Source organism: Pedococcus sp. NPDC057267, from assembly GCF_042668795.1.
In the GTDB taxonomy this organism is placed as follows: domain Bacteria; phylum Actinomycetota; class Actinomycetes; order Actinomycetales; family Dermatophilaceae; genus Pedococcus.
Genome location: NZ_JBHUYG010000015.1, coordinates 40,061 through 53,492, shown reverse-complemented (window position 1 = coordinate 53,492; position 13,432 = coordinate 40,061). Strand labels below are relative to the sequence as shown.

Genomic DNA, 13,432 nt, shown 5'->3' with positions numbered 1-13,432 from the left:
AGAGGTTCGCTCGAAGGATCACCCGGTGGCCGTCGCCTACATCGGCAGCGACACGCTCACCGGGATCCGTACACCACTCTGGCGGACGCCACTCCGCGACGCGTACGGTGGCGCGACATCAATGTCCCGTATGCGCGGCCCGCAGATGCGACTTGGCCGCCCAGCGAGAAATGGCTACGAAAAGAGCAGTCCGACTCGGGCTGGTGGGTTCGGATAGGTGATCTATGAGACCCCGGGCAGCGGCTGTTACTGAACCGTCCCGCGCGCCATGGGCCCCTCGACTGGAACGCAGGCACGCGGACGCCGCTCGAGAGCCCTGCGCGGGGCGCTGATGGAGGTCCGGCGGCGTCCGCCGCGCGGCAAGAGTCGATCGCTGTCTGCGGCGAAGCCGTGCTAGGGCAAGCGCCTGCCCAGCCAGCGCAGCGGTCGCCCGAACACAGAATGCTGGTGCCAGTTGCGGTGGATCACGCCTCGGCGCAGCTGGCGAAACCGATCGCGCATGCTGACAAGGAACCCGGTCCTGTCGCGATCCTCGATCTCCCACGCTTCCTTGGCGGCCCAGCGCGCGCACGGGCGGCAGAGTGCAACTTCGGGGTGGTTGCCAAGCTGCACCATTCGATCGGGGTCGTCGATCGATCCGCAGCACCAGCACTGCCCTGGCGGTTGCTCGACCCGCCGGCCTTGAGCCGGGACGACGGGCGCGCTCACGATCGGACGCCTGCGGCGCGGGCTGCGTGTTCCTTCAGGGCCCTACGGAGGTCTGGGAGAGCGGGGACATTACGTGGACCGTCTAGTGTCGGGTAGACCCGGCAGGCCCTCGAGCCGTGGCCCCCACCGCTGGCGAACAGATCGACACCGTCCACGAGGAACGCTGGCGAACCGGCGAATCGACGGGTCCGGGCCTTCTCGTCGCTGTCGATCACGCTGACGGTAAACCGCGCCTCTGCCAGCCCGATGTCATCCAACGCCGTCCGGAGCAGGCTCGCGGCCTCGTCGGCACCGGGGCAGTCCGGGATGACGAGCAACTGAACGTCCACACCACCATGGTGGCTCCGCGGTCAAGCGGCTACCACTCATCGGCGAAACCGCGCGACCCGCTTGGCGAGCCGGCTGCTTGTGCCCCCTTTGTGCCCCCGGAGGTTGACGCCCTGCATTGGATGCACCCGGCGGACTGTCTCCCGAGCACAGGGGCAGGCGATGCGGCGGCCCACTGAGGCCTTCGCAATGAGAAGGTCAGGGGTTCGAATCCCCTCAGCTCCACCGAAGGACACCGTGTCTGACCTGCGGAAACGACGCAGAATGGACCCGGTGTCTTGCTATGTGACCCATTGGCTTGTGCCCCCGGTGTGACACACGCTGTTGGATGCACTCCATGCCTCTGCATGCAGCGACATGCGCGTCTCACTCTGCCTGACCCGGACAGCCGCGGTCCGTCGGCGAACTAAGGATGATGATTGCGAGCCGCTGCATGGCGAGCTCAACTGAGTCCAGGAGGGGCTGGCGCCTTGGTCGTACTCGTAGCCCGCGGCTTGCAGCGCATGGAGGAAGGCCCGATTGGCCACCCTTCCTGGACTGTGAGGGCGTGCCGCGGGTGCCTTGACAGTCCGCTTTTCAGACAGAGATGAAGGGGCAGGTCAGCGGCTATTTTCGATGCGGCGTGCGACATTTCGTGCAGCATCTCGCCAGTTCATCACCGCAACGCGAAACAGTCGGGGCCGAGTTATGTCCGGAACAGCAAGTCGGGCGCCGGCCGGGCGAAGTCGTTGACGGGCAGGGCGCCCGCACCGCTGGGCAGGTTCCCGAGCAAGGGGGCATTTGCTACTCGCGGGACGTCGAACAGGGTCGACTGCTCTGCCACCGAACTGCTCGGGGGCGAGCACCCTGAGTACTCGGATGTAGATCCCCTGTGCGACTCCCCCTGGCGGCATCTGAGTCAGCGCCTCAGTCAGTTCCAGAGCTGCTCGTTGCGTGTCGGAGTACGTCGCGACCTTCCGCCAGGCCGGCAACAAGAAGGGCAGCTGATCGGTTGCACCCGATGCGCGGGCATCACGCGAATGAAGGTCCATTCAGTAGACGCAGCCGTTGAGCTGCGATGCGCGGATCCGAACAAGCTCGAGGAGCAGGGGGTCGATTCCCACTGCGGCCGCACTGCCACGAATGGAAGCATCGACCGTGGCAAGGTGCTTTCGCGCAGCAAGGGATCAACTCGCCGAGCTGAAGCCTGATCTGATCCCTCACCTTGTGCCCTCCGCTTGAGTGCAAGCTCACCTGACCGACAGCTGGTCGGTCAGGGTGCCAGAAGCACCTTTCCGACAGTGCTGCGGCTCTCGAGAGCTGCCCATGCGTCTTGGGCGTCATGCAGGCGAAAGACTGCCTGGATCCGTGCAGCCAATGAGCCCGCAGACGCGAGGTCCAGCAACTTCCTCGAATACTCCTGGACCGCAGCCGAGTTGGGCAAGTAGTCGCGCCCGGCGGCACGAGTCAAGAAGTACGATCCCGCAGCCAGCTCCTGCGCGGTGATGGCGGCCTCCCGGCCGCTCGCCGAACCGTAGAGGACCATGGCGCCGCGCGGTCGGAGTGCGCTGAGCAGGGACTCCGCCGTGGCGCCGCCTACGGCGTCGAACACGGCCGCGACGCCCTCAGGAAATGCATCCAGGATCTGGCTTGCGACGGTGTCGCTGTAGGTCAACACCAGTTCCGAACCAGCCTCGCGAACGGCTTCAGCCTTGGCCCGCCTGGACACGACACCAATGACTCGAGCTCCGCGTGCGACAAGCAACTGCGTGAGGAGCAGCCCTACTCCTCCCGAGGCAGCCGTCACGACGACCGGGTCGCCGTCACTTACCGGCCAGGTCTCCTCGACGAGGTAGGCGGCCGTCGTACCTTGGAAGAGCAGGCTGGCGGCCGTGTCGTCATCCACGTTGTCCGGCACGGTGGTCAGCGCGGTGGCGGGGGCCACGACGGAGTCGCTGTAACTTCCGGGGACCCTGGACCAGGCGACGCGGCTTCCCGGGACGAGTCCTTCAACCCCTGGAGCCACCTCGGTCACCACCCCTGCGCCCTCGGACCCTGGGACTCCAGACACAGGGTGGGGAACCCGTCCACGACGTTGCATGATCTCCCAGAAGTTCACCCCGGTGCGCGTGACCCGGACACGCACCTGTCCCGCTGCAAGCGGCTCATCAGAGCTGTAGGCGATCTGCGGACGGAAGTGCTCGTCGACGACGACGCGAGTGGGCATTGCGTTGGTTCTTTCTGTGAAGCGTGTGATGGACAGAGTTGTCGGTCAAGGGCGCGTGCGCGCGGAAACGACCGGAAATGTTGGCGTCAGTGCGCGTGGCGAGGGACGCCAACTGGCGTCTGCTCGTTGCCGGGAACACCGACGTCGAAGACAGCCATGAGTTGAGCCAAGGTCCTGTAGTAGCCCACCAAGACGGTCAGGTCGATCATCTGCGCCCGGCTGAGGACCGCTCCTGCTTCCTCGTACTCCTGGTCCGTGATGACGGAGGAACGCAGCAGGTTGGCGCAGAATGCAGCGCACTCATCTTCGACGGGGTCCTGGCTGGAGAAGCTGCCGAGTGAGAGAAGCATGAGCTCCTCGTCAGTCAGACCGGCGGCCCTTCCCACTCGTTCGTGGGCCCACCATTCGAATTCACTCCCGACGGCCTGCGCCACCTGGAGGATCGCTATCTCGCGAATCCGAGCACTCAGGTCCGTCCGGAAGCGAATGGTCGAGCCCAGTTCCTGAAGAGCTGCGCCGACGCCGGGTGAGTGCAGCATGATGCCGAACGGCCCGTTCAGCGATCCGTCCTCTGCGGTCAGTGGGAAATGCTGGACGCCCTTGGCGCGGTCACCTCCGGCGATGCCTTCATACACGGCTCGCTGAGACTCATCGAGTTGGTCCGGCGTGAGCCTAGGGAGGCGATCGCTCATGACCTGGGCACCTTGCGGCCGAAGACCAACCAACTCAGCAGGAAGCCGACCAAGGCCCCAGAGATTGCCTGGCCGTAGCGCTCCTTCACCATGGGGAGAACGATGGACATGACGTCCATGCTCGGACCGTTGTCGGCGACGCGGCTGGGTGCCGGCGCGGTTGCAGCCGCGCCGACACCGTTAAGCGTCGGCGATCCAGCAGGCGCGGGCGCAACGGGGGACCCGAAGGTGGCCGGGGAGTTGGTCGGCTCGTCCAGCAGTGAACCGATGTTGGACACGAACTGGCCCATGAGGCGGTTCGAAACGTCCGCGATGGCGCCTCGCCCGAACTGGGCCATGCGCCCTGAGATGTCGAGATCCGTGTCGATGATGACCCGCGTACGGGTGCCGGTCACCGGCTCCAGCCGTGCGTGGATCTGGGCGTTGACCGCTGCTTGCCCCTTGGGGTCCTTTCCGGCCGCAGCGATGACGGCGGTGCGGGCTGCGTCATCCTTATGGGAAAAGTGCGCGGTCCCCTTGAAGTGCGCGCCGATCGGCCCGACCTTGATCTTGACGTTGCCAAGGTAGGAATCCCCTTCGCGGCCGTCCAGGGCCGCGCCCGGCATGCAGGGCATGATGCGCTCGAGATCGGTGAGCAGCGCCCATGTGCGGTCGAGGTCCGCCTCGATCTCGAATTCGTTGTTCAAGAGCATGTCAGCCTCCGAATCCCTCGATGACTTCGTCTTCACCGCAGTCGAAGAAGGCCATGATGCGGCAAGGGCAGGCCTCGCCGCCCTCGATCTTCCACGGGAATGCGCCAATGATGGCGCGCTGGTTCAGAACCGACTTGAGATCGCCACCGACGTTCTCCGCGTGGATACATCCGTCCTGGAAGGCGAGGTGGTGCATGGGGAAGATGTCCGAAGTGATCTCGCGGCCAGACATGTGATGCGTGTAGGTGTACGTGCCGAAGAAGTCCTGGTAGCTCTTCCCGGCGTGCTCTTCAAACTTCTTGAGCAGGTCTGGGCGCATGTTGCGGATCGTCGTGTTCATCGGGTGGTCGCCAGAGCCGGCATCGATGCCCCACCAGCGGATCTCCATGTCTGCCATCCACTCGGCGAGTCGAGCGCTACCGCCCGGGTGCATGGTGAAGTACCGCACGAGATCCTGCTTCTCCCTGCCCTGGTAGTAGTCGATGAACCCGGTGTGGATGATCAAGATGTCGCCCTTCTTGATCTCCACGTTGCGCGTGATGTGCTCGGGCTCGATCAGATCCCAGTCACTGACGACGTCGGACACGTCGACGATGGCCCCCGGGTGGATCAGCTTGTCCAGTGGCAGGGAGGCCATGTCGAGACCGCCATCGGTGCCGTGCATGGGGCCGTCGAGGTGGGTTCCGGAGTGAAGGGAGCTCTCGATCCTCTGCGACACGATCTGGTTCGTCTGCAGGTTCTGCGTGTAGTACATCTTGCCACCGGGGTAGCCAACCCAGCCGGGCGTGTGGATGCCCCAGGGGTGAGTCATGTCGACGATGCGCATTGATTTCTCCGTCTCAGCAGTAGTGAGTTGATTTTAATATGTTTGAAACGTAGGGACAAGGCAGGGTTACCAAAACCGGTTGCGTACCACCTCAGGCCAGCAGGCTTCGCAAGTGGCCGGGCCTGATGGGCACGCTGGTGATTGCGCCAGGGATCCGCAGTGCGTCGTCGACAGCGGAGGCCACTGCGGCGGCGACCGCGGTCGTGCCGCCCTCGCCTGCTCCCTTGACCCCTAGGGGGTTGATGGGGCTTGGGGCATCCTCAGTGACCAGCGTTTCCACGTCCGGCACCTCGAGGAGTGTGGGGATGAGGTAGTCCATGAACGTTGTGCAGAGGGGCGTACCGTCTGCGGAGTAGAGAAACTCTTCGTAGATGGCACCACCAATGCCTTGGGCCACGCCGCCGGCAATCTGACCCTCCACCAGCGTTGGGTTCAGGGCCCGGCCCACGTCGTAGCCGACGATGAAGCGCTCGATGACCACTTGACCCGTCCCCTTGTCAATGCTCACCAAGGCCGCGTGAATCCCATACGGATATGTCATGTGGTCGGTTCGGAACCATCCGTCCGCCGACAGGCCGGGCGCTTCCTTCATGGAATCGGCACCCATGGGCTCCAACAGTGCAGCGATTTCGCCGAGCGTGAGGACTCGTTGTGGGTCCTCCGTCACAGCGACACTCCCGCCGCGCAACGTCAGTTCCTCCACGCTTACCTTGAACGTGTATGCCGCTACACGTTTTGCCTTGTCGACGAGCGCTTCCGCTGCATTGGCCGCGGCAGAGCCCGCCATCACCGCGAGCCTGGTTGCGAAGGCGCCGCGCCCGTATTCGAACTGGTCAGTCCGACCACGGACGATGCGGATCGCGTCGTATGGCACGTCCAATCCCTCACCCACAATCTGGGCCAGCACAGTGTCGACGCCCTGCCCAACGGACGAGGCCCCGCAGGTAACGGTCACCTGGCCAGTAGCATCGACCGTGACGCGTGCGCCTTCGAATGGACCGATCCCACTCTTCTCGACGAAGAAGCCGAAGCCGAAGCCGACGACTTCGCCGGCTTCTCGCCGTTGCTCCACTTGAGCGCGGATGCCGCCAAAGTCGAACTGATTGCTCACCTTGTCGAGGAGCAGCTCGTAGTCGCCCGAGTCGTGGACCAAGTGGGTGCCCATTGCCTCAATCGGCCGTTCAAACGGCATAGCGGAGGCAGGGATGAAGTTCGTCCGCCGCACGTGCGCGCGGTCCAGCCCCAGCCCGTCCGCGATCTTGTCGACAAGCCGCTCGCGGGCGAATGTTCCTTCGTATCGTCCCGGTGAGCGATACGTGCCTGCCGGGGTCTTGTGTGTGAGGCGCACCTTCGCTTCCACGCGGAAGTGCGGGATAACGTATGGCCCGGGCAACATTGACGCGGTCAGCGAGGCAACCGTCGCGCCGTGGGTGCGCACGTAGGCGCCTTGGTCCAAGATGAACTCCGCGTCAAGCGCTTCGATCCACCCGTCCCGCACCCGGACCAACGCCCGCAACCGGTGATGCTGGTCGCGCGAGTGGTTGGTGGCCATCAGGTGTTCTTGCCGATCTTCGGTCCACTTGACGGGTGATCGTAGGCGCATGGCCGCCAGGGCGACGAGAACGTCTTCGGGGTAGAGCTCACCCCGTGGTCCGAAGCCGCCCCCGACATGCGTTTCTCGCATGACCACTCGGTGCGGCGGCAGGCCGACCATGGCTGCGACGGCCTCCCGATTCCAAAAGGGGACCTTAGCGGCTCCGTCAATGAGAAGGAGCTGTTCTGCCTCGTCGTAAAAGGCGCACAGTCCTCGGCACTCCATCGGTACGCCGGAGTGCCGACCGATCCGGGCGTCCATTTCGAATATGCGATAGGCCCCACTGGCGACCTGTCGCTTGCCCTTCCGGAACGCCTCGTCGACGTCGCCGTACTGGGTCGTGAACGTGGTGGCTTGGGAATCCTGGTCCTGCAGGCCGCCACCACTGCCAGCTGCCCAGGTGGCTTGCTCGCTGTCCACCCAGGTGACCGGTTCGGCATCGCAGTCGATGTGGGCTTGCAAAGGCTCGATGTCGACTTGCACGAGCTCGGCGGCGTCCTCGGCGATGTAGGGCGACCGTGCGAAGACCACGGCGATGGGTTCTCCTACGTACCGCACGACCTTCCGGGCAAGAACCGGCTGCCGGTAAGGAAGCAGGTCTTCTCGGGGTGTCAGCCGAAAACCTATCGCGGGCAGTTCCGCGATGTCCTCATGCGTCCACGCTCCGACCACGCCGTCCATGAGCAGGGCCTGCGAGACGTCCACCGAAGTGATGCGGCCGTGGGCGATTGGCGATCGCACCACGCGCATGTGCAGTTCGCCGGCCCGGACCGTGTCAGCAGCGAACCGACCGGCGCCGCGCAGCAGCACCGGGTCCTCGATGCGTAGGGCTCGGGCACCAATCACGTTGACTCCCCGGAGCTGACCTCGTCGTCACCACGCATGACTCGCTGAGCTGCGAGAGTTGCCTTGACGATGTTCTGGTAACCCGTGCAGCGGCAGAGGTTCGACGAAAGGACGTCCCGAAGCTCCTCTTCTTCCGCGTCCGGGTGCTCTTCGAGGTAGCCGGCTGTGAGGGTGAGGAAGCCCGGGGTGCAGAAGCCGCATTGAAGGCCGTGGTTCTCCCAGAAGGCCTGCTGCACTGGGTGAAGGGTTTCGTCATCGGGTGCCAGCCCCTCGACTGTTCTGACCGAAGATCCCCCGGCCTGCACGGCAAACATCAGGCAAGAACGCATGGGCTGGCCGTCAACGAGGACTGTGCAGGCCCCGCAGACTCCGTGTTCGCAACCCAGGTGGGTGCCGGTGAGGCCGCAGTCCTCACGGAGGGCATCCGCCAGGGTGCGGCGCGGTTCGACCGTGACCTCATATCGATCGCCGTTGACATACAGCCGCAGGGGAACCTTGGTCACTTTGCTCATCGGATGGCCTCACTCTCGGGGCTCGGTATGGGTCGCGGAATGACATGGAGGTCATGACCGCTACGAATGGCTTCGCGAACGCGGTGCGGCGTAGCAGGCAGATGGAAAACGCCGACTCCGAAGGGGGCCAATGCGTCGCTGATGGCGTTTGCGATCGCCGCCGGTGCGCCGATGGTGCCACCCTCCCCAACGCCCTTGGCCCCGGTGATCGAAGCCGCGGAAATCGTCTCGAGGTGCGCGACCTCCACGCTCGGCATCTCCTGAACCGTTGGCGGGAGATAGTCCATCAGCGAGGTCGTGATGAGGACACCGCGCTCGTCGTACACGAGTTCTTCATACAGTGCATTGGCGATGCCCTGCGCGATGCCGCCATGGATCTGCCCGTCCACTATCGCCGGGTTGATGAGCCGCCCGGCGTCTTCGGCGACGAGGAATCGACGGATCGCCACTTCGCCAGTGTTGATGTCCACCTCGACCTCGGCGATGTGACACGCATTGGCGAATGTCCCCGACGGGTCATAGACCCCGACCGACTCAAGTGCCGGCTGTCCCTTGTCGGGCAACAGGTGGGCCGAGTGGTAGACGTCGCGGGCGATGACGGGAATGCCGACCGACTCTCCCGTGTCACGGCGATGCGCGTGGCCGTCGGCCAAGTCGATGTCTTCGGGTAGTCCCCCCAGTCGCTCCGCTGCCAAGGAGCGCAGTCGCTCAGCCAGCTCTTGGGCCGCAATCAGCGAAGCGCCACCAGAGATCACCATGGCGCGGCTTGCGAAGCTACCCCATCCGTAGGGCGTCGCATCGGTGTCGCTATGGATAACCCGGACGTTGTTGGGACCAAGGCCGAGTTCGTCGCACACGACCTGTGCCAAGGTCGTCCGCAGTCCCTGGCCGTGGGGTGAGGCGCCGATGCGTAGGAGGACTCCTCCTGAGGAGTCCATGGTCAGTACCACGCGCTCGTAGCCGGGCGTGATGACTTCGGGAGAGGCGGACTTCGCGAGGCCATACGGACGATTCCTCGCCGCGAACGCCGGGGTCCCGTAACCCGTGCGCTCGGCGAAGCACGAGATCCCCAAGCCGAGGTAGCGGCCCTCGGTCCTGGCCTTGAGCTGACGGTCACGAAAACCATCCACGTCGGCCAGGGCCGCGGCAGCAGACAGAGTCTCCTGGTGGCTGGCGTGGTCGAGCACCAGGCCCGAAGGCGCCTTGTGGGGGAACTTGGACACGAGGTTCCTGTGCCGGATCTCGACCCTGTCAACGCCGAGCTGGGACGCCGCGACATCAAAGAGACGCTCCATCGCAAGAACCTGCATCGGCCGCGAAACCCCCCGATACGGCGCGATGGGGCACTTGTTGGTCGCGACACCGCGCGAGCGCACTGAGTAGTGCCCCACCTTGTATGGGCCGGTAAGCTCCGCCATCGCCATGAGCGGTTCAACGCCCCACGTGACCGGGTAGCAACAGTAAGCGCCAACGTCGCAGATAAGGTCACCACGCAGCGCGACAAGATCACCGGATGTGGTGAAGGCGCCATCGATGTCATAGACCTGCTCGCGGCTGTGCCAAGCGGCAAGGAAGTTCTCTTCGCGAGTCTCGATCCACGCGATGTTGCGACGCAGACGGCGTGACGCCCACACCAGCGCGACGTCCTCTCGCGCGAGCGTCATCTTGGCGCCGAACCCACCGCCGACGTCGGGTGCAACGACGCGCAGGTCATCCTCGGCGATCCCGAGGCAGTCGGCTATGCCGGTCCGGGTCACGTGTGGCATCTGCAGGGTGGCGTGGAGGGTGCTCCGGCCGGTCGCGCGGTCGTATGCCGCGTGGCCAGCCCGCGCCTCGAGGGGCATCGCACTCTGCCTTGCCGAGCTGACCTGGATCTGGACAACGTGGTCGGCCCCATCGAAGACTTCCGAGAAGCCCTCCGTCTCGATCCGCCCATCAACCACCGTGTTGGGGTCGCCGGGATACTCAACGTCGTGAACGAGCGGGGCGCCGGCGGAGAATGCGTGAGCCGCCGAGAGCACGGCAGGCCACTCCTCGATCTGGACGTCGACCCGATCGGCAGCATCTTCTGCCTCTGCCTCGGTTGCCGCGACCACGAAGGCGACCGGCTCGCCCACGAACCGCACGACATCGTGCGCGAGAATTGGGGTGTCCACGGCGACGAAGTCAGGTCGGTGGAGAACCGCGCGGATCGGCCGGACGCCGATCAGGTCTGCTGCGGTGAACACGGTGACGTCGTGAGGGGCGGTTATTGACACGATCCGCCCTGAGGCATGGGCGCTACGGACGAACCGCACGTGCAGGCAGTCGGGGTCGCGCGCAGCGACGTCGGCCACGTAGGTCCCCAGACCCCGCAGAATTGCGGGGTCCTCGAGGCGCGGCAGCGCGCGTCCGGACCAGGTCTCAGGTTCACTGGGGCTGGACGCCTCCGAGACCCTCGTCACGGCTGACCTAGCGCCCGGGGAAGCAGCGCTCGTACGAGATCCCGCCGGTATGCGGCATCGCCGTGCGTATCCGACGGAGGCTGGACCTCGCGGGCGGCCGCCTCGGCAGCCTCGGTAACGACCTCGGCCGACCACGACGCGCCAAGCATGGTCGACTCTGCGGCTGCACTCCTGAAGGGAACCTCGTCAACTCCGCCGATGCTGACCCTGGCTTCGGTCACCGCACCCTCGACAACCTTCACGGCCGCTGTCGCCGTCACGATTCCGAAGTCGCCGGCCCGCCGGGCAAACTCCGCGATACCAGTGACCCAGGTGTCGTCGAGGAGCGGCAATGACACGCTCGTCAAGATCTCGTCCGGCTCAAGGGCAGTTGTGAAGATGGCTTGGAAGAACTCGGCGGCTGGGATGGTTCGTTCGCCGCGCGCTTCGCTTCGAGCGGTGATCTCCGCGTCCAGAAGAGACGCGACGAGACACCACTCCGATGCGGCATCACAGTGGGCCAGAGAACCGCCGAATGTGCCGCGAGTCCGTATGGGAAGGTGGCCGACCCTCGCTGCCGCCTGGCGCAGCAGGTGGCCAAGTGGCCCCGCGAGCGTGGTGTTCTGCAACGTGATGTGCCGTGTCCGGGTGGCGATGCGGTAGCGGTCGGCCTCCACCTCGGGCTGGTCGATTCCCGGAATCCGGTTGATGTCGACGAGTCGCTCCGGCCTTGCCAGACGGAAGTTCATCATGGGTATGAGACTTTGTCCGCCCGCCAGAATCTTGGTTTCATCCGGGTCCAGGGCAAGAACTGCCAGCGCCTCATCCATTGAAGTTGGAGCGCTGTACTCGAAAGGACTCGGCTTCACCAGGTCTCGCCTCCGTAGTTCAGGGAGTAGACGTCGGTGCGTCGGTCATCCCGGGGCCGAATCTTCTCGCTGCGCCGTTGCGCAGCCCGCACCTTGTCGATGTCGATGGACACCACTGCCGAGTCGGCATCGGTACGGGACAGGGGTCCGGCCACGAGTTCACCGTACGCGTCACAAGCGACCGATCCACCCAGGGTCGCGGGTCCGCCGTGCGAACTCCCGGCGACCTGCGAGACCGCGACGACGGCGACCTGGTCGAGGTTGGCCTGCGCCAACACGGAGTCGACATGACGGGTAGCGCCAGCTTGGGGTACGGCGCGATCGAAGCCGCCCACCCACGCGGCCGGTGCAACGACCAGGTCTGCGCCGCCCAAGGACAGCGTTCGCAGGACCTCGACAAACCTCAGGTCGTAGCAGATGCAGACCCCGAGATTGCCCCAGGCGAGGCTGACAACCGGCAACCCCAAATTCCCCGGTGTGTAGACACCCAGCTCCTGATCGAACAAGTGCAGCTTCCGGTAATGGAGGGCGACGCCATCGGCGTTGACTGCAACTACGGAGTTGTAAAGGGAATCGCCCGCCCGCTCGCACAGGCCGTATATGACGAGGCCGTTGTGGCGGGCCGCGAGGTTTCGGAAGGCCACAAAGCTTGGGCCGTGGAGCTCCTCGGAACTCGCAGCCGCAGTCGCAGGCTCCACAACGTAGCCACTGATGGCCAGTTCCGGAAAGACGACGATCTCCGCGCCGGCTTCGAAAGCAGTAGCGGCGCGCGAGAGGGCCAAGGCTCGATTCGCCTCAGGATCTCCCGACGAGACGTCGATCTGTTCCAGTGCGACGGTCACGTTCGGCATCGTGGCTCACTCCGTGCCCGGCACGTCGGGCAGGTCACGCGTGATTGCATCGACGTTCACACCAGCAGCACGCAACATGTCGACATCTGCCGGGCACGGTCCGCCCACGCTGACGACACGTTCCCCCTTGTCAGCCGCGACGGCATGCCAGTACCCGATCTCGATGTGGATCGTGTCGCCTGGTCCGAAGTCGAAACGCTCACCCGTGGTTACATTCTCCGCCGTTCCGCGTCCCTCCAGGATGTGGATCGTGTCCTCTGAAACAGCGTGCGCGTGCTCTTTGTTTCGCTCGCCGGGCTCGAGCACAACGTAGTTCATGTTGGCGGTGACGGCTCCCTCGCCAAGCCACACCACGAGCCGGGCATCCTGAGAGATGAACGGAACCAGAAGTCCGGGCTTGTCGCGATGGTAGAGGCGAACACCCGGTTCGGAACGGCCCGGCTGAGGCTCGACGCCCAGGTCCAGGTCAACCGGACTCGGCCCGCCGATCAGCCTCAGCCCTTCGAGGGAAGCGAAGTGATACGTGGCCCCGGCTGCGACGTGAACCATTGAACCGGGGGAAAGCGTGTGGGACCGACTGCCAGTCGACAGGTCCTCACGCACTGTCCCGCGGCCTTCGATCACGTAGTACACGGCCTCGCCGACATGCTGAAGCGGAACTGTGCGGCTCTGCTCGCGGACGTCGATGGCATACAGGCCGCGGCGAGAAGCCCCAGTCGACGCGCCAACGATCTCGCGCCAAGAGCCATGCTTCACCAGGCCCAGATCTTTGCCCCAACTGCCGGGTGAGATGACCTTCAGTCCGGTTGAGGTAGTGAGTTTCTCGGTCACGAGAAGCACCGTAGCATTCAGAGGCATCAAAGTCATTCAGTAGCGCTGAACAAAT

Annotated in this window: 12 protein-coding genes; all 12 read right to left on the bottom strand. The window is 64.8% G+C overall.

Translation table 11 applies throughout. From position 1 onward, the window contains the following. Window positions 1-393: 393 nt before the first annotated feature. Window positions 394-708, bottom strand: a complete 315-nt coding sequence (locus ACFUC1_RS05660; RefSeq protein WP_379117501.1) for a hypothetical protein — start codon at window positions 706-708, stop codon at window positions 394-396. After that, window positions 705-1,037 (bottom strand): hypothetical protein, encoded by a 333-nt coding sequence (locus tag ACFUC1_RS05655; protein ID WP_379117499.1) that lies wholly within the window; start codon window positions 1,035-1,037, stop codon window positions 705-707. The genes ACFUC1_RS05660 and ACFUC1_RS05655 overlap by 4 nt, the downstream gene beginning before the upstream one ends. 1,250 nt (window positions 1,038-2,287) lie before the next feature. Beyond that, entirely contained in the window at window positions 2,288-3,241 is a 954-nt protein-coding gene (locus ACFUC1_RS05650) for a zinc-binding dehydrogenase (protein ID WP_379117497.1), read from the bottom strand. An 86-nt stretch (window positions 3,242-3,327) separates the two neighbouring features. Then, window positions 3,328-3,933 carry a carboxymuconolactone decarboxylase family protein gene (locus ACFUC1_RS05645; protein ID WP_379117495.1) on the bottom strand — a complete coding sequence of 202 codons (606 nt, stop codon included), beginning with the start codon at window positions 3,931-3,933 and terminating at the stop codon, window positions 3,328-3,330. Continuing rightward, on the bottom strand, window positions 3,930-4,625 hold the full coding sequence (locus ACFUC1_RS05640) for an SRPBCC family protein (protein ID WP_379117493.1): 696 nt from the start codon (window positions 4,623-4,625) through the stop codon (window positions 3,930-3,932). Before ACFUC1_RS05640 ends, ACFUC1_RS05645 begins: the two co-directional genes overlap by 4 nt. A gap of 1 nt (window position 4,626) precedes the next feature. Beyond that, window positions 4,627-5,451, bottom strand: a complete 825-nt coding sequence (locus tag ACFUC1_RS05635; RefSeq protein ID WP_379117491.1) for a cyclase family protein — start codon at window positions 5,449-5,451, stop codon at window positions 4,627-4,629. 91 nt (window positions 5,452-5,542) lie between these two features. Continuing rightward, window positions 5,543-7,855, bottom strand: a complete 2,313-nt coding sequence (locus ACFUC1_RS05630; RefSeq protein ID WP_379117489.1) for a xanthine dehydrogenase family protein molybdopterin-binding subunit — start codon at window positions 7,853-7,855, stop codon at window positions 5,543-5,545. A gap of 32 nt (window positions 7,856-7,887) precedes the next feature. Then, complete coding sequence (locus ACFUC1_RS05625) at window positions 7,888-8,403, bottom strand: (2Fe-2S)-binding protein (RefSeq protein WP_379117487.1); 516 nt, start codon at window positions 8,401-8,403, stop codon at window positions 7,888-7,890. Next, the gene (locus ACFUC1_RS05620; protein WP_379117485.1) at window positions 8,400-10,847 is read right to left on the bottom strand and encodes a xanthine dehydrogenase family protein molybdopterin-binding subunit; all 2,448 of its coding nucleotides are present in this window, start codon (window positions 10,845-10,847) and stop codon (window positions 8,400-8,402) included. The genes ACFUC1_RS05625 and ACFUC1_RS05620 overlap by 4 nt, the downstream gene beginning before the upstream one ends. Next, window positions 10,844-11,695: an FAD binding domain-containing protein gene (locus ACFUC1_RS05615; RefSeq protein WP_379117483.1), complete on the bottom strand. Its 852-nt coding sequence runs from the start codon at window positions 11,693-11,695 to the stop codon at window positions 10,844-10,846. The genes ACFUC1_RS05620 and ACFUC1_RS05615 overlap by 4 nt, the downstream gene beginning before the upstream one ends. Then, a complete protein-coding gene (locus tag ACFUC1_RS05610) occupies window positions 11,692-12,537 on the bottom strand; it encodes a carbon-nitrogen hydrolase family protein (protein WP_379117481.1) in 846 nt (281 codons plus the stop codon). The genes ACFUC1_RS05615 and ACFUC1_RS05610 overlap by 4 nt, the downstream gene beginning before the upstream one ends. Window positions 12,538-12,552: 15 nt before the next feature. Continuing rightward, window positions 12,553-13,377, bottom strand: a complete 825-nt coding sequence (locus ACFUC1_RS05605) for a cupin domain-containing protein (RefSeq protein WP_379117479.1) — start codon at window positions 13,375-13,377, stop codon at window positions 12,553-12,555. Between the last annotated feature and the right edge of the window lie 55 nt (window positions 13,378-13,432).